The sequence below is a fragment of the Streptomyces diversicolor genome, assembly GCF_057537855.1.
In genome coordinates this window covers 72,695-89,916 of the sequence record NZ_BAAJXA010000014.1, presented here as the reverse complement: position 1 = coordinate 89,916, position 17,222 = coordinate 72,695, and the positions used below count along the sequence as shown (strand labels likewise).

General features: G+C 73.1%; 11 protein-coding genes. 4 read left to right on the top strand and 7 right to left on the bottom strand.

The annotated features are described in order from the left end of the window. Positions 1–19: 19 nt before the first annotated feature. The 6 genes from sucD to AC27LF_RS18375 all read right to left on the bottom strand — a co-directional run bounded on the left by sucD (position 20) and on the right by AC27LF_RS18375 (position 9,065). Positions 20–904: a succinate--CoA ligase subunit alpha gene (gene sucD / locus AC27LF_RS18400; protein ID WP_479657092.1), complete on the bottom strand. Its 885-nt coding sequence runs from the start codon at positions 902–904 to the stop codon at positions 20–22. Between the two features lie 28 nt (positions 905–932). Continuing rightward, positions 933–2,111, bottom strand: coding sequence for an ADP-forming succinate--CoA ligase subunit beta (sucC, locus tag AC27LF_RS18395; protein ID WP_479657091.1), 1,179 nt, complete (start codon positions 2,109–2,111; stop codon positions 933–935). A 617-nt stretch (positions 2,112–2,728) separates the two neighbouring features. Beyond that, positions 2,729–3,343 carry a hypothetical protein gene (locus tag AC27LF_RS18390; protein ID WP_479657090.1) on the bottom strand — a complete coding sequence of 205 codons (615 nt, stop codon included), beginning with the start codon at positions 3,341–3,343 and terminating at the stop codon, positions 2,729–2,731. A gap of 939 nt (positions 3,344–4,282) precedes the next feature. Then, positions 4,283–5,482: a VWA domain-containing protein gene (locus AC27LF_RS18385; RefSeq protein ID WP_479657089.1), complete on the bottom strand. Its 1,200-nt coding sequence runs from the start codon at positions 5,480–5,482 to the stop codon at positions 4,283–4,285. After that, a complete protein-coding gene (locus AC27LF_RS18380) occupies positions 5,479–7,923 on the bottom strand; it encodes a DUF5682 family protein (protein WP_479657088.1) in 2,445 nt (814 codons plus the stop codon). Before AC27LF_RS18380 ends, AC27LF_RS18385 begins: the two co-directional genes overlap by 4 nt. Beyond that, the gene (locus AC27LF_RS18375) at positions 7,920–9,065 is read right to left on the bottom strand and encodes an ATP-binding protein (protein WP_479657087.1); all 1,146 of its coding nucleotides are present in this window, start codon (positions 9,063–9,065) and stop codon (positions 7,920–7,922) included. Before AC27LF_RS18375 ends, AC27LF_RS18380 begins: the two co-directional genes overlap by 4 nt. Before the next feature lie 131 nt (positions 9,066–9,196). Here AC27LF_RS18375 and AC27LF_RS18370 point away from each other — a divergent pair, with 131 nt between their 5' ends. Then, positions 9,197–10,552, top strand: coding sequence for an SWIM zinc finger family protein (locus AC27LF_RS18370; RefSeq protein ID WP_479657086.1), 1,356 nt, complete (start codon positions 9,197–9,199; stop codon positions 10,550–10,552). 41 nt (positions 10,553–10,593) lie between these two features. Then, positions 10,594–12,492: a DUF5691 domain-containing protein gene (locus AC27LF_RS18365; RefSeq protein WP_479657085.1), complete on the top strand. Its 1,899-nt coding sequence runs from the start codon at positions 10,594–10,596 to the stop codon at positions 12,490–12,492. 900 nt (positions 12,493–13,392) lie between these two features. On the opposite strand, the gene icmB is transcribed toward AC27LF_RS18365, so the two are convergent. Further along, a complete protein-coding gene (icmB, locus tag AC27LF_RS18360; RefSeq protein ID WP_351743576.1) occupies positions 13,393–13,815 on the bottom strand; it encodes a coenzyme B12-dependent isobutyryl CoA mutase small subunit in 423 nt (140 codons plus the stop codon). Positions 13,816–14,118: 303 nt separating this feature from the next. Between icmB and AC27LF_RS18355 the strand changes: the two genes are divergently transcribed. Both AC27LF_RS18355 and AC27LF_RS18350 read left to right on the top strand, forming a co-directional pair. Beyond that, positions 14,119–14,979 (top strand): esterase/lipase family protein, encoded by an 861-nt coding sequence (locus AC27LF_RS18355; RefSeq protein ID WP_479657084.1) that lies wholly within the window; start codon positions 14,119–14,121, stop codon positions 14,977–14,979. A 544-nt stretch (positions 14,980–15,523) separates the two neighbouring features. After that, positions 15,524–17,206 carry a M23 family metallopeptidase gene (locus tag AC27LF_RS18350; protein WP_479657083.1) on the top strand — a complete coding sequence of 561 codons (1,683 nt, stop codon included), beginning with the start codon at positions 15,524–15,526 and terminating at the stop codon, positions 17,204–17,206. Positions 17,207–17,222 lie beyond the last annotated feature (16 nt).

Sequence of the window (17,222 nt, the reverse complement as noted above, 5' to 3'; positions counted from 1 at the left end):
CGGGGCCGGGCCCGGTGACTCAGCTGCCGAGGATGCCGCGGGCCAGCTTGGCCGTCTCGGTCGGCGTCTTGCCGACCTTGACGCCGGCGGCCTCCAGGGCCTCCTTCTTCGCCTGGGCGGTGCCGGACGAACCGGAGACGATGGCGCCGGCGTGGCCCATGGTCTTGCCCTCGGGGGCGGTGAAGCCCGCGACATAGCCGACGACCGGCTTGGTCACGTTCTCCTTGATGAAGGCCGCGGCCCGCTCCTCGGCGTCGCCGCCGATCTCACCGATCATCACGATCAGGTCGGTGTCGGGGTCGTCCTGGAAGGCGGCCAGGGCGTCGATGTGCGTGGTGCCGATGATCGGGTCACCACCGATGCCGACGGCCGTCGAGAAGCCGATGTCCCGCAGCTCGTACATCATCTGGTAGGTCAGCGTGCCGGACTTGGAGACCAGGCCGATGCGGCCCGGCTTGGTGATGTCGCCCGGGATGATGCCGACGTTCGACTGGCCCGGGGTGATGATGCCGGGGCAGTTCGGGCCGATGATGCGGGTCTTGTTGCCCTTCTTGCCGGCGTACGCCCAGAAGGCAGCCGTGTCGTGCACGGCGATGCCCTCGGTGATCACGACGGCCAGCGGAATCTCGGCGTCGATGGCCTCGACGACCGCGTCCTTGGTGAACTTCTCCGGCACGAAGATGACGGAGACGTCGGCGCCGGTCTTCTCGATGGCCTCCTTGACGGTGCCGAAGACCGGTACCTCGGTGCCGTCGAAGTCGACGGTCTGACCCGCCTTGCGCGGGTTCACGCCGCCCACGACGTTGGTGCCGTCACCGAGCATGAGCCTGGTGTGCTTCATGCCCGTGGCGCCGGTCATGCCCTGGACGATGACCTTGCTGTCCTTGTTGAGCCAGATAGCCATGGTGTGTTGGTGTCCTCGTCCTGAGTGCTTACTTGGCGGCGGCCAGCTCGGCGGCCTTGTCGGCCGCGCCGTCCATGGTGTCGACGCGCTGCACCAGCGGGTGGGCGGCGTCGGAGAGGATCTTGCGGCCCAGCTCGGCGTTGTTGCCGTCGAGGCGGACGACGAGCGGCTTGGTGACCTCCTCGCCCTTGTCCTCCAGCAGCTTCAGGGCCTGCACGATGCCGTTGGCGACCTCGTCGCAGGCGGTGATGCCGCCGAAGACGTTGACGAACACCGAGCGCACGTCCGGGTCGCCCAGGATGATCTCCAGGCCGTTGGCCATGACCTGCGCGGAGGCGCCGCCGCCGATGTCGAGGAAGTTGGCGGGCTTGACGCCGCCGTGCTTCTCACCGGCGTACGCGACCACGTCCAGGGTCGACATGACCAGGCCGGCGCCGTTGCCGATGATGCCGACCTCGCCGTCGAGCTTGACGTAGTTGAGGTTCTTCTCCTTGGCGGCGGCCTCCAGCGGGTTGGCCGCGGCCTTGTCGTGCAGTTCCTCGAACTCCGGGTGACGGAACTCCGCGTTGTCGTCCAGGGACACCTTGCCGTCGAGGGCGATGACCTCACCGGAGGCGACCTTGGCCAGCGGGTTCACCTCGACCAGGAGGGCGTCCTCCTTGATGAAGGTGTCCCACAGCTTGACGAGGACGTCGGCGACCTTGTCCGCGACCTCGGCCGGGAACTTGGCGGCCGCGACGATCTCGCGGGCCTTCTCCGGCGTCACCCCGTCGATGGCGTCGATCGGGGTCTGGGCGACGGCGTCCGGGCGGGTGGCCGCCACCTCCTCGATCTCCATGCCGCCCTCGACGGAGGCGATGGAGAGGAAGGTGCGGTTGGCGCGGTCGAGGAGGAAGGAGACGTAGTACTCCTCGACGATCTCCGGGGCGGTCTCGGCGATCATGACCTTGTGGACCGTGTGGCCCTTGATGTCCATGCCGAGGATGTCCGTCGCACGGGCGACGGCCTCGTCCGCGGAAGCGGCCAGCTTCACGCCACCGGCCTTGCCGCGACCACCGACCTTCACCTGCGCCTTGACGACGGACTTGCCGCCCAGCCGCTCGGTGATCTCGCGCGCCGCCTCAGGCGTGTCGATGACTTCACCGGCCAGCACCGGTACATCGTGCTTGGCGAAGAGGTCCCTCGCCTGGTACTCGAACAGGTCCACGCGCTTCCGTCCCTATCAGTGATCTCGCGGTTCGTTGGATGCGTGGGCGTGCCGCGAAGGGCAACGTGACGTCCGCATGTGTCACAAGGGATGCGCACACGGTGTCCGAGCGCGCGGCATGTCCGTCTCGCAGGTTATCGCTGCATCCGGGGGGCCTCTAAATCGCGGGTCACACCTGAGCGGTGATACCTGTCACATGATGCCTGGTGTGCTGGCACGCCGTGCCGCAGGGGGCGGGGCCTCACCGGGCTGGGGTTGACCCGGTGAGGCCCCTGGAAGGGCCCGAAGGCCCGGGGCGGTTGATCCCCACCCCAATGGGGACCTGCCCGCCCCACCCGTGGGGTGCGGGCCGGACGCGCCGACGGCATTCGGCCGTCCGACCCCGACTCCCCCACGGAGTCGGTGGAGGTGGGCGGCTCACCGGCCACACGGTCACGCCCGTCCCATCGGCCGCATGCGTCCATGCCCGTCTCGTCGGCCCCACTGGTCGCATCGGGCGCGCGGGGCAGTCGGCAGAGGCCGTCGACCGCCTGTGCGCAGGTGCGGCGAGTGCGGCGGATACGGGCGCATCCGGGGGAGGTGGGTGGCGGTCCGGGCGGGAGCCGACCGCACCCGCGCTAGCCGGGGAAGACCGGGATGTCCTGGTGACTGTCCCGGGTCCCGGGCGCGGCGACACACACGGCGGCACCGGGCACGAGCCGCAGCGGCGCCCGGTGCTGCGGGGTGAAGGCATACAAGTCGGCATGGCGCGAAGTGCCGCCGTCGAGGGCCGACTTGCCCACCATGCCGTCCGGGTCGCCGGCGGGGGCGGGGCGTGACGGGCCGTCCACGGCGGCTACGGCGCGATGGCCGCCGCTTTGCGCCGCGGCCCTCGAAACGGGGGCGGTGCCGAACGGGCCGAGAGCGGCGCCGTTCGACGTCCGCTGCCCGGCGGCCCGCTCACCGGTACGCGGTGCCGCTTCGGGGGCCGCCTGCGGCACGGGACCGGCGGTGACCGGCACGGGCAGCAGCCACCCCGGCACCTCGGAAACCCCGGGCAACAACGGCAACGGCAACGGGGTCACCGTCTCCCCGGGCAACGCCGGCACCGCGGGCGCTTCGGGCAGCGCGGGCAACGTAGGCAGCGCGGGCCAGGCGGGCCTGGCGGGGGCATCGGGCAGCGTGGGCAGCGCCGTCCCTGCCTCGTCCAGGGTTTGGGTCACCGCCCCGACCACGTCACGCACGGTTCCCACGACCCCACCGACAACGGAACCCACCACCCCCCGGCCCCCAACCCCAGCCACGACCCCCGCCCCGCCCACGGACCCGACCACCGGCTCCCCTACGACGGCAGAAACGGGTCCGGCGGCAGCAATCGACGCGGGGACAGGCACGAGTGCCGGCGCGGGGACGGACGCGGGCACGGTTACCGGTCCGGGCGCGGATGCCGGTGCGGGGGCGGATGCCGGTGCGGGGGCGGATGCCGGTGCGGGGCCAGGGGCGGGCGTCGGGCCGGACGCGGTGGCGGGTGCCTGCGTGGCCACGGGTGCGGGTCGGCCAGGGAAGTCGGCCGGTTGTCGGGCCGGGGTGTGCGGCGCAGCGCCCGTGAGGGCCGGCGCCGCGTCCGTCACGGGGGCCTTCGGCCTGTCGCCCGCGAGGGCCCGCACCACATCCCCCACGGGAGTCCGCGGCCCGAAGCCCGCGAGGGCCCGCGCCCCGTACCCCGCCGGGGACACCACGGACGAAGCCGATACGGCCGACGTCAGACGCGGGGCCGTTACGGCCGGGAGCCGGGAGGGGACCGACGCCGCCGAAATCGGATCCGCAGCCGAACCCGCCGAGGCCGGGGACGGGAGGGACACCGCCGCACTCGGGTTCGTGGCCGAACCCGCTGGAGGTGGCGGTGAGGGGTCGTCGGCTGCGTGTGCTCGTTGGGTGTGGAGGAGACCGAGTGTGATCAGGGCGCCCACCAGTACCGCCAGTCGCAGCGCACGCCGGCCGCCCGCCGTGCGGCGAACGCGCACAGCGGCACCGGACAGAGCTGCTGCTGAGGCCAAGAGCGGGTGGGTCCTCCCGTGCGGCGGAACGAGTGACGGGTCGGCGCAACGCGGGCACCGATCCTCGCACGGCGCGCCCGAGGGTGCGCAAGCCCCCTTACCGATGGCCGGTGATGTCCCTTTCCGCCCCGGACCTCACATGCCGTCCGGTATCGGCAGCGGGCGCTTCTCGATGGCCGCCGCCATGACCTCGGGGAACAGATCGGGGGTGCAGGCGAAGGCGGGCGCACCCAATGCGGCCAGCGCGGCGGCGTGTTCACGGTCGTAGGCGGGCGCCCCCTCGTCCGACAGCGCGAGCAGCGTCACGAACCGCACCCCGGACGCCTTCATCGCCGCGACCCGCTTGAGCATCTCGTCGCGTATGCCGCCCTCGTACAGGTCGCTGATGAGCACCACCACCGTTTCGGTGGGCCGGGTGATCTGCGATTGGCAGTAGGCGAGCGCCCGGTTGATGTCGGTGCCGCCGCCGAGCTGGGTGCCGAACAGCACGTCGACGGGGTCGTCCAGCTGGTCGGTGAGGTCGACGACGGCCGTGTCGAAGACGACGAGCCGGGTGTCGATGGACCGCATGGACGCCAGCACCGCCCCGAACACGGAGGCGTAGACGACGGACGCCGCCATCGATCCCGACTGGTCGATGCAGAGGACGACCTCCTTCTTCACGGATTGGGCGGCGCGACCGTAGCCGATGAGCCGTTCCGGCACGATCGTGCGGTACTCGGGCAGATAGTGCTTGAGGTTGGCCGCGATCGTGCGGTTCCAGTCGATGTCGTGGTGGCGCGGCCGGTTGATGCGGGCGCTGCGGTCGAGGGCGCCGGTGAGCGTGGCCCGGGTCCGGGTGGCGAGCCGCTTCTCCAGGTCCTCGACGACCTTGCGCACGACCGCCCGTGCGGTCTCCTTCGTGGTCTCCGGCATCGCCTTGTTGAGGGAGAGCAGTGTGCCGACGAGGTGCACGTCGGCCTCCACCGCCTCCAGCATCTCAGGCTCCAGCAGCAGGGAGTCGAGACCGAGCCGGTCGATGGCGTCCCGTTGCATGACCTGGACCACGGACGAGGGGAAGTAGGTCCGGATGTCGCCGAGCCAGCGGGCCACGGACGGGGCGGACGCCCCGAGCCCCGCCGAACGCTCCCGCCCCGACTGCGGTCTGTCCCCCTTTCCGTAGAGCGCCGCGAGCGCGCCGTCCATCGCCGCGTCCTGTCCGCGCAGCGTGCAGCCGGTCCCGTCGGCGCTGTCGCCGCCGAGCACCAGCCGCCAGCGCCGCAGCCGCTCCCCGGCGGCGCCCGGCTCGGCCAAGCTGCCGGCGGCCGGCCCCGTCATGGTCTGCGTGGTCGTCATGTGCCCACTTTCGCCAGATTCTTGTCAGCGGTGTCCAGTCCGAGCAGCAGCCGCACCAGCGGCAGTACGGCTTCCGCGCGCTCGGTGTCGGGGTCGGGCGCGAACCCGGGTATGCCCGCCGTCCGGCCTGCTGACGCGCCGTCCCGTGCTCCCGGGCCGCGCCGCACCAGCTCGCCGAGGGTCCGCCGCACGCCCGGCTCGTAGGCCGAGAACGTCCGCCGCAGCAAAGGCAGGACATCCGTGAACGCATCCGCAGGCACCCCGGTCAGCCATGCGTCGACCAGCCCCAGCAGCCGTTCGTCGTGCACGAGCAGCATGCCGCCCCCGCCGCCCACGAAGCCCTCGATCCAGGCGGCGGCGTCCTGCGGCGGGGTGCCCGGCGAGAGCACGAGCCCCATCAGCCGGGCCGCCTCGTCCTGCCCCACCTCGCCCTCGTCCAGCAGGAGCCGCACGGCCCGGCCGCGGATGACCCCGGGCACGGTGTCCCGGCCGGACAGCGACCGCAGCACCGAGCGCCAGCGGGCCCGCAGGTCGCCGTGGCCCGCGGCGGGGCTCTCGGTGAGGAGGCCCACCGCGCCGTGCACCGCGTCCACATGGCCGCGCATCTGCTCGGCCGCGTCCGCGTCGAGGGCGGTGCAGGCCGGCGGCAGCCCGACGAAGATCCGCTCGGCGAGGCCCGCGGCGACCTCGGCGAGCGCCTTGGTGTCCGTGCCTCGCACGTCGCCGTAGCGCAGCGAGCGGACCAGGGCGGGCAGTGCCTGCGCGAGATGGCCGACGTCGGCGTCGAGCGCGGCCCGGTCGGCGAGCACCCGCATCACCGTCGGGAGCGCGTCGCGCAGTCCGGCCAGCAGGCAGTGCTCGGCCAGCGCGGTCACCTCGGCGAGGGCCTGCGCGGCCGTGGCGTCCGCCTCGGCCTTGGCGGTCGCGGCGGCGAGCACCGTCGTGCCCCACACCCCGGCCTCGGCGACCCGCACGGACAGCTCCGGCTCCCAGCGCAGCCGCCACGTCTCCCGGAACGTGCCCGTGCTGCCCCGTGACCGGGCCGGCTCGCCCCAGCCGATGCCCAGCAGCCGCAGCCGGTGCAGCAGCCGACTGCGCCCGGCGTCGGTCTCCTTGCGCAGGTCCAGCTCCAACTCCCGTTCCAGCGCCTCGGGTTTGAGCCGCAGCCGCCGTTGCAGCGCGGTCAGGTCCCGTTGCAGGGGCACGGCGGGCGCCGTGTCCGGCACCTCCCCCAGCACATCGCCGACCACCAGCCGGTCGTGCACGAGCGCCAGCGGCACGTCCGAGCCGTCGCACATCACCGCGCGCACCGCGTCGGTCGTCTCGGTCAGCCCCGGCAGCGGCCGTCCGCGCATCGCGGCGAGGGTCCCGGCCAGCCGGACCGCCTCGATGACATGCGCGGACGAGACGATGTGGTCCTCCTCGCGCAGCAGGCCCGCCACCTTGGTCAGCCACCGCTCGACCGGCCGGTCCGGGGCGCCGAACAGATGCCCGTACCAGCCCGGCGAGTCGATGCCCGCCCCGTAGCCGCTGACCCGGGACAGCCTGCGGTGCGTCCACGGCACCCACGTCATGTCCACCTTGACCTTGGGCAGCCCCTTCAGCAGGGCCCGGTCGGCGGCGACGGCGCTCTTGCGGCGCAGCGCGGGCACGTGCCACGCTCCGCACACCACGGCCACGCGCCCGTCGGACTCCCGCTGCGCGGCCCGTAGTTGGAGCCGCATATACGCCTCCCGCACCAGGTCCCGGTCGTGCCCGCCCGCGCCGTACGTCTCCCGCAGCGCGGTCATCGCCTCCTCCAGCGCGGCGAACGGCGCGAGCGCGGCCTCATGGTCCCGGGTCGCCTCCCCCGGGACCCCGGCGCCCCGGTGCTCGATGACGTCCTCCCACCAGCGCTCGGGGTCGTCGTATCCGGCGGTCTCGGCGAGCACGGCCAGCGGGTCGAGACGAAGGGTGTGCCCGGCGGAGCGGCCGGGCGGGCCGTCGGCGCCGTCCACGGAGCCGGCAGGCGCATCCCCTTCTTCCCCTTTTTCTTCTACGCCCTCGCCCTCTTCGCCCTTGCCCTCTTCACCCTTCTCCTCTTCTTCTTCGCCTCGTTCTTCCTCCTCCTTGCGCCACGCCAGCGTGTGAGTGGCGGGCAGGTCGATGAAGCGGGCCGGCACCTCGTGCTCCAGGGCCCAGCGGACGGCCACCCACTCCGGGGAGAACTCGGCCAGCGGCCAGAACGCCGAGCGGCCGGGCTCGTCCACGGCGTGGGCGAGGAGCGCGACCGGGGGCCGCATCCCCGGGTCGGCGGCGAGCGGCAGGACCGCGTCGGCCTCGGGCGGGCCCTCGATCAGCACCACTTCGGGCGCGGCGGCGTCCAGCGCGGCCCGCACCGCCCGCGCCGACCCCGGACCGTGATGCCGCACGCCGAGCAGCAGGGGTCGGGCGTCACTCACGCGCTCACCTCCCGGCAGGCCCGGTAGAAGTCCTTCCAGCCGTCGCGCTCGCGCACGACCGTCTCCAGGTACTCCTGCCAGATGACTCGGTCGGCCGCCGGGTCGCGGACGACGGCGCCCAGGATGCCCGCGGCGACATCGCCGGGCCGCAGCACTCCGTCGCCGAAGTGGGCAGCCAGGGCGAGCCCGTTGGTGACGACGGAGATCGCCTCCGCGGTGGACAGCGTGCCGCTCGGCGACTTCAGCTTCGTACGGCCGTCGGCGGTGATGCCGTCGCGCAGTTCGCGGAAGACGGTCACGACGCGGCGGATCTCGTCGATGCCGTCGGGCGCCGTGGGCAGGTCGAGGGAGCGGCCGATCTGGTCGACGCGACGGGAGACGATGTCGACCTCGGCGTCGGCGTCGGCGGGCAGGGGCAGCACCACCGTGTTGAAGCGGCGGCGCAGCGCGCTGGACAGGTCGTTGACGCCGCGGTCACGGTCGTTGGCCGTGGCGATCAGGTTGAAGCCGCGGACCGCCTGCACCTCCTGGCCCAGCTCCGGTATCGGCAGCGTCTTCTCCGACAGGATCGTGATCAGCGTGTCCTGCACGTCTGCCGGGATACGGGTCAGCTCCTCCACCCGGGCCGTCATGCCCTCCGCCATGGCCCGCATCACCGGGCTGGGCACGAGGGCGTCCCGGCTCGGGCCGTGGGCGAGCAACTGCGCGTAGTTCCAGCCGTAGCGGATGGCCTCCTCGGGTGTGCCCGCCGTGCCCTGCACCAGCAGGGTCGAGTCACCGCTGACCGCGGCGGCGAGATGCTCGGACACCCAGGTCTTCGCCGTGCCCGGCACGCCGAGCAGGAGCAGGGCGCGGTCGGTGGCGAGCGTGGTGACGGCGACCTCGACGATGCGGCGCGGACCCACGTATTTCGGTGTGATCACCGTGCCGTCCGGCAGGGTGCCGCCGAGCACATAGGTGGCGACCGCCCACGGCGACAGCTTCCAGCGGGCCGGGCGCGGACGGTCGTCCTGCGCGGCCAGCGCGGCGAGTTCGGTGGCGAACGCGTCCTCGGCATGCGGGCGCAGCGGCTGCGCCGCGTTCACGGGCGCGGAGTGGTTCTGGCTCGGTTCGACGGACGTAGGTTCCACGGACACAGACATGGCTGAGGCCCCCTCCAGCTCGGCCGGTTCGGATCTGTGTCCACCGTGCACCACGCCACTGACAATCGCTCTGACCTGCGGAAACGGGCTGGCAGGGCCGATTGTCAGTGGGGGGATCTACCTTCGATGGCATGACTCAGCAGGGGGTGCGCTGGACCGCGGACCAGGTGCTGGCACTGGCGCCTGACGCCGCATCACGCAAAGCGGGAAGCAAACTCGGCGCGGCCGGACCGTGGTCCGAGGCGGGGAGTTCCGACGAGGGGACGGTGTGGGGACTGTGCAAGGGCAGTGGCAGCAAGCCGTATCAAACAGTGGTGGACATCGCGGGCGCGTCCGGGCCCGCATACACATGCAGTTGTCCGAGCCGCAAGTTCCCGTGCAAACACGCGCTGGGGCTGCTGCTGCTCTGGGCGGGCGGGGACGCCGCGGTGCCGACGGGGCGGGTCCCGGACTGGGCGGAGCAGTGGATAGCGGGGCGGAAGAAACGCGCGCAGGACAAGCGGCCCGAGACCACGGCCGGTTCCGCCGCCGGATCCGGTGATCCCGAGGCGGCCCGGCGCCGGGCGGAGCGCAGGGCCGAGCGGGTCACCGCCGGCGCCGCGGAACTGGAACAGCGCCTCGCCGACCTGCTGCGCGGCGGCCTGGCCTCGGCGGAACAGGCGGGTTACGGCCTGTGGGAGGAGACGGCGGCCCGCATGGTCGACGCGCAGGCGCCCGGACTGGCGGCCCGGGTGCGGGAGTTGGGTGCCATACCGGCGTCAGGGCCGGGCTGGCCGGTGCGGCTGCTGGAGGAGTGCGCGCTGCTGCACCTCCTCGACCAGGGCTGGCTGCGCCGTGACCGGCTGCCGGACGACCTCGCGGCGACCGTCCGGTCCCGTGTCGGCCTGCCCGCCGCGCCGGACGGCCCGTCGACCCGCGACCGCTGGCTGGTCCTCGCCCAGTACGACACAACGGACGCCAAGCTGACGACGCGTCGCATCTGGCTGTACGGCGAAGGATCGGGCCGCACCTGCCTGCTCCTCTCCTACGGTGCGGCGGGCCGGGCCCCCGAGCAGGCCCTGCCGGTCGGGCTGACCCTGGAGGCGGAGGTGTCCGTCTACCCGGGCGCCGGGCAGCCGCGGGCGGCGCTCGGAGAGCGGTTCGCCCCGCCCGCACCCGCCGCGATACGGCCGCCGGGCGAGACGACGGCGCGTGCGATCGCCCGGTACGGCGAGGCGCTGCGGGACGACCCGTGGCTGGACGCGGTGCCGGTGACGCTGAACCGGGTCGTCCCCACGCCGGACGGGGACTCCTGGCAGTTGGCGGACGCCGACGGGGACGGGGCGCTGCCGCTGGCCCCGGCCGCCCGTTCCCGGCCCGGGCTGTGGCGGCTGGTCGCCCTGTCCGGGGGCGCCCCGGTCAGGGTGTTCGGCGAGTGCGGCCACCGGGGCTTCACCCCGCTGACGGCCTGGCCGGAGGGCGCCGGGGAGGCGGTGGCCCTGTGCTGAACCGACCGGAGACCACGGGAGACCCGATCAGAAGGAGTCGTATGAACGGGAGCAGCGCTGCGGTGCGGGGTGCGGCCGCTCTGCCGGAGGCGACGGACGCCGTGGAGACCACGGATACCAGGGGCCGCATCGTCCAAGACCCCACCGACCGCAGGGACGCCACAGCCGCCGCGGATGCCAGAGGCACCGCGGACGCCAGCGGCACCAACGACGCCAGCGGCACCGCGGACGCCAGCGGCACCAACGACGCCAAAGACACCGTGGAAGGCAGTGGCACCACCGACGGCAGCGCCACCGCGGACGGCAGTGGCACCACCGACGGCAGTGGCACCGCGGGCGGTGTGTTCGGCGTCGGCTCCTGGGAGGACCTGGTCACCACGGCGCTGCTCGGCACCGATCGGCGCCCGCTCGCCGGGGGCGGGCAGGACCGTGCGGCACCGGTGGCGCTGCTGGACGCGGCGGCCCTGGCGACCGTACGACGGCGGGCCGGGCTGCGTCCGGCCGCGGCGGCCCGCAGACCCGAGCCGGCCGCCGAGGATCCACGCCCGGCCCTGCCCGCCGCCGCGGCCCGGCGGCTCGCCCTGCTGCTGGCCGACCGTTCCGGCACGGGCGGCGGGCGCCGGGGCGCCTCGCCGGACCTGATGGAGCTGCTGCCCCAGTGGCTGGCGGCGGCGAACGCGCACGGTTACGCGGCCCCGCCGACGGCACTGCCCGCACTGCTGGACGCGGCCCGGGGGCGCACGGACCTGCGTCCCGCCGCGCTCGCGTTCGCGGGGCCGCGGGGGCTGTGGCTGGCCCGGCTGAATCCGGACTGGCGGTTCGCGCTGCGCGCGGCACCGGGCGGCGGCGCGGCGCTGCCCGACCTCGATGACGCCGGCGGTGTGCAACGGCTGTGGGAGGAGGGGCTGTTCGCGGAGCGGGTCGCCCTGCTCGCCGCGATACGGGCGGTGCGGCCCGCGGCGGCACGCGAGTTGCTGGGGGTGACGTGGGCGACCGAGCGGGCGGAGGACCGGCTGATGTTCCTCGACTCGCTGCGTTCGGGGCTGTCCGCCGATGACGAGCCGTTCCTGGAGCGGGCGTTGGCCGACCGGAGCCGCAATGTGCGGGCGACGGCCGCCGAGTTGCTGTCCGCGCTGCCCGGTTCGGCGCTGGCGGGGCGGATGGCGGCCCGCGCCGGTGCCTGTGTGTCGGTCGACCACACGCGCGGCGCGCCGAGCATCGTGGTGGAGGCGCCGCTGGAGTGCGACGCCTCGATGGAGCGGGACGGCGTGGTGGCCGAGCCCCCCGCGGGGCGAGGGAAACGGTCCTGGTGGCTGGGCCAGTTGGTGGAGGCGGCACCGCTCGGGACCTGGCCGCGGCGGCTCGGCGGACGCACGCCCCGGGAGATCGTGGAGCTGCCGGTGACGGACGACTGGCGGGGCGAGTTGCACGCGGCCTGGTGCCGGGCGGCGGTGCGGCAGCGGGACCCGGAGTGGTCCCGGGCGCTGCTCGGGACGCCCGCCGTGCCCGAGGCGGGCGGGCCGGGAGCGGTGTCCCTCGCCGAGCGGGCGAAGCTGCTGGGCACGCTCGGCGCGGCGGAACGGGCCGACTGGGTGGCGGGGTTCATCGCGACGCACGGTTTGTCCGAGGCGTTCCAGCTGCTCGGTGTGTGCGCCGTGCCGTGGGCGGCGCCGCTCGGGCGGGCGGTGGTGGACGCGCTCGACATCGCGCGGGACGCGGGGAGTTATCCCTGGAGCTTCAGCGGGGTGATGGGACTCGCCGAGCGGTGTCTCGATCCCGCGGAGGCCGCGCGGCTGGACGGGTTGCTGGCGGTACCGGACGAGCGGGAGGACGCGTCACCGGGCGCCGGCGGCTACTGGGCGGAGGCGTTCCAGCGGCTGGTGACCACGTTGCGGCTGCGCGCCGACATGGCCAGGGAACTGACGCCGGCCGCCACCTGAGGCCCAGCGCATGTGGCTCCCGCCCGAGGCATCAGACGAGCACGCCGCCACCCCCGACCCGCACGGAACGCCACCGCGACCCGCACGGGTACGCCGCCACAGCCGCCACGGTGCCGCTCGGACGCGCCGGGACGAGCCGACCACCCCTGCCAGACACCACCACGACGCAACGAACACCGCAGGCGCGAAGCGAATACGGACCCGTACCGGCGCATCGCAGCACGGCCGAACCCCGCCCGCCCCAGGATCGGACCACCCTCGGTACTTCGGCGAGCGGGCAGAACATCGCCCGACTTCGGGACGGCGACGACACGGATCGAACAGCGCCCGATTCCGGGACCGCGAGGGCACGGACCGAACCGCGCCCGCCCCACGCCCGAAGCGAATGCGGACCCGTACCGGCGCGCGCCGGCGTGGACGAACAGCGCCCGCCTCGGTGACCGCGAGGGTATGGACCGAGCCGCCCTCGTCTCGGGTGCGCGGTGAGGCGGGACGGGCGGGAAGCTGTCGTGTAGCTCTGCGGGGTAGGCCGAACGGTGGATTGCTTCGACAGCGTGGGATGCGGAGATGGCCGGGCTCGTCGCCGGGGCCGTCGCGACGGGCCTGCGTTGGCTTCTGACGGGGCGGCACCTGGTGCCGGGGGCTTCCGTGTCGCGGCACCGGGTGCCAGACGCGTATGGCGCGGCACCGAGTGCCTGAGTCACCTGTGCCGCGGCATCGGGTGCCAGGTCTTCTCGCCTCACGGCACCGGGCGTTGGGCCCCTCGCTTCCCTCGTTCGGCTCATCCCGCCGCCCCGGCTCAGGCAACGCAGGCGAACGCAACGGCTGAAGCGGCCGCGAGCAGCCCAAGCCGCCCAACGGCCCAAGCCGCTCAACGGTCCAAGCCGCGGCAGCGGTCCGTCAGCCGCCGGAAGCAGCCGGCTGCCGTACGTTCTCCCGGACCCAGTCCACGATCGACGCCGTGGTCGCGCCCGGAGTGAAGATCTCCGCGACGCCCTTCTCCTTGAGCGGGGCGATGTCCGCCTCGGGGATGATGCCGCCGCCGAAGACCAGGATGTCCTCGGCGTCGCGCTCCTTGAGGAGGTCGATGACGGCCGCGAACAGGGTGTTGTGCGCACCGGAGAGGATGGACAGGCCGATCGCGTCCGCGTCCTCCTGGATCGCCGTGTCGACGATCTGCTCCGGCGTCTGGTGGAGCCCGGTGTAGATGACCTCCATGCCGGCGTCGCGCAGCGCCCGCGCGATGACCTTGGCCCCGCGGTCATGACCGTCGAGCCCCGGCTTGGCCACCACGACGCGGATCGGACCGGCTGTCACACCCATCACTGCCTCCATGAAGCGATTAGATCCATCCGTACCGACAAGTACCGCACAGTCCGCGTGGTCCGCCACCGGCCGCGAAGTGAACGGGCGTTATCCCCAGCATCCCGCAACCGGCAGTTTTACGGCGGCGACCGAGGGGGAAATCACACAGTGGGACATGTTCGGGAGCCGCAGCGTGGTCCGCAGGGACACGAAAGGCACGCGGCGTGCATGGCACGCACCCTCGATCACCCTGCGCACGGCTTCCCATAAGGGCACACGGGGGACAGAGACGTCCTCCTGTGTGCCGACAGGAGGTCGGCCATGATGGTCACCAGGGCAGTGCAGCCCCTTCGTCCGCTCTACCAGCTCCTCCTGCCGGCCAGACTGGCGGGACTCTCCGTGACCCTCCTCAAGGCGACCGCCCTGGAGGTCACGATCCTCGCGGGACACCTCCTCCTCTATCCGACCGGCATCATCCAGGAACGCCGCTCCCAGGCCCCGTCCCCGCCGAACGGCGCCGCGCAGCTGCCGGCCCGGCCAGAACTCCCGGTCGTGCTGTTGCACGGTTTCATCGACAACCGATCTGTCTTCGTCCTGCTGCGCCGCCATCTCGCCCAGCAGGGCCGCCACCACGTGCAATCACTCAACTACTCTCCGCTGACCTGCGACATACGCACCGCGGCCGAACTGCTCGGCAGGCACATCGAGGAGATCTGCGCGCGCACCGGCAGCGCGCAGGTGGACATCGTGGGGCACAGCCTGGGCGGGCTGATCGCGCGCTACTACGTACAGCGCCTGGGCGGTCACCACCGGATCCGCACCCTGGTGACGCTGGGCACCCCGCACTCCGGCACCCGGGCCGTGCCGCTCGCGAACGCCCACCCGATCGTGCGCCAGATGCGGCCCGGCTCCGACGTCATCGAGGAGCTGGCCCTGCCCGCGCCGGACTGCGGTACGCGGTTCGTCAGCTTCTGGAGCGACCTCGACTCGGTGATGGACCCGCTGGAGAGCGCCTGCCTCGACCACCCCGACCTGCTGGCGGAGAACGTGCCGGTGACCGGGATAGGGCACCTCGCCCTGCCGGTGCACCCCGCGGTCGCGGCGCGCATACGGCAGGTGCTCGACGCCGGGCCGACGGACACGGGCGTCGTCTCGGGTCCCGCCGGGCTGACCGTGGCCTGACCACGGAGAGCGGCCGACGGAACGGAGAGCCGTCGGCGGGCCAGAGCCGTCGGCGGGCTGAGAGCTGGCGGCGGACGGCCCGGAACACCCGCCCTGCCGCCGCCCGACCCACCGCCTGACCCGGCTCCCGACAGGCACCGACAGGCACCCAACCCGACTCCCGACCCCGTTCCCGCCCGACTCCGGCCGACTCCCGACCCCGTTCCCGCCCGACTCCGGCCGACTCCCGGCCCCGCTCCGGCCCGACTCCGGCCGACTCCCGGCCCCGTTCCCGCCCGGCTTCGGTACCCCCGGCTTCGGCCGCCCGGCCCGACGGGACCGCCGAACCGACAGGACCGCCGGCCCGGGCCGCCAGAACCACCCCGACACGACCACACAACACGACCGCTGCAACAAGACCGCCACAACGCACACAACACGACCACACAACGCGACCGCGCGCCCCGCAGCGGCCGTGCTCACGCTCCCGGACACCCCTCGACCGTCGAACACTCTTCGAACACAAGGCCAAACCCGGGTCCACGGTCCCCCGAAACACGGCCGAATGCCCGTTTCCTGCGGACGCGAAACCAGCGGAAGATTGTCGCGCCCGCGTACCGCCGGGTACAGTCGCCGCACTGCTCTGGCAGCCCCTGTTGTCGAGGCGAAAGAGAAGTTGGTGAACGACCGTCACCCGTCGGGGACCCTGACCACCCCGGCTCCGGCTTCCGAAGCGGCCTCGGCGCACTACGCGTCGTACGGCACACAGGAAGCCCAGTACGGCGACTTCACCACGCACAACGGCTACGACGCCAACGGATTTCCGTCGGGCCCGCAGGCCACCGCGGCCTTCGAGGCCGACCCCCTCTTCGGCAACCTCCCGGGAGAGGCCGGGGCCACCGGCGCGTACGACAGCACACAGTGGTCGACGGGGGCCCACGCCACCCTGAACTACGACCCGTATGCGGCGCAGCACCAGGCCGGGTACGACAGCGGTGCCTACGACGCCACGGCATGGACGCTGCCGCAGCAGGGCTCATCGCCGGAGACCAGCGGTCAGTGGGACGCCAATACCTGGCTCCAGGCCGGCCAGTCCGGCGGTGCCGACCCGACCCAGCAGTGGGAGTGGGGCACCCAGACGTTCGACACCGGCGCGTACGACGCCACGCAGTGGAACTCCGACGGCACCGGGTCCGAGCAGCGGGGCGAGTCCTTCGACCAGCATGCGACCGGCACGTTCGAGCAGACCTCGTACGACGCGAACGGCTACGAAGCGAACTCCTACGAGGACAACGCGTACGAGGACAACGCGTACGAGGACAACGCGTACGAGCAGAACAGCTACGAAGAAGCCGGATACGAGGACGCCGGGCAGGCCGCCTACGAGGAACGCGCCCCGGAAGAGGGCGAGTCGGCAGCCACCGGCGAACTGCCCGTGGCGATGCCACTGCTCGACGACCAGGAAGAGGTCACCCCGGCGCCCGCATCGCGCACGGGCTCACGCGCCGCGGCCCGCTCCCGGCGCCGCCCGCCCGCCAAACGCTCCGCGCTGCTGACCATCGCCGTGCCGTCGGCCTGTGTGATGGGGGTCGCGGGGATCGCCGCCGCCTCGGTGGGCGGTCTGACCGACGACGGCACGGACACCACCGCCTCCGCCTCCGATGCGACGCCGGTGAAACCGTCCGCGGCCAACAACAAGCTGGACACCCAGCTGGAAAGCCTCTCCGCCGGCGCCGACGACTTCGCCGACCGGGCCAGCCGCACACAGGAGCGCATCGACCTCAAGGCCCAACAGGACGCCGAGAAGAAGAAGGCGCAGGCCGAGGCGGCGCTCAGGGAGCGGCTGCGCCCCAAGTTCGCGATCCCGGTCGCCCAGCACGGGCTCAGCGCCTACTTCGGCCAGGCCGGCGTGAACTGGATGTCCGTGCACACCGGCATCGACTTCCCCGTCTCGTACGGCACGACGGTGATGGCCGCGACGGACGGCACCGTCCGCACGGAGTGGAACAGCGCCTACGGCAACATGATGATCGTGACGGCGAAGGACGGCACGGAGACGTGGTACTGCCACCTCTCCAGCTATCGGGTCGTCTCCGGTACGCCCGTCAAGGCCGGGCAGCCGATCGCGTACTCCGGGAACTCGGGCAACTCCACCGGTCCGCACCTGCACTTCGAGGTGCGCCCGGCGGGCGGCTCGGCGATCGACCCGCTGCCGTGGCTGCGCAGTCACGGACTCGACCCGACGTAAGCACCGCCGGCCCACC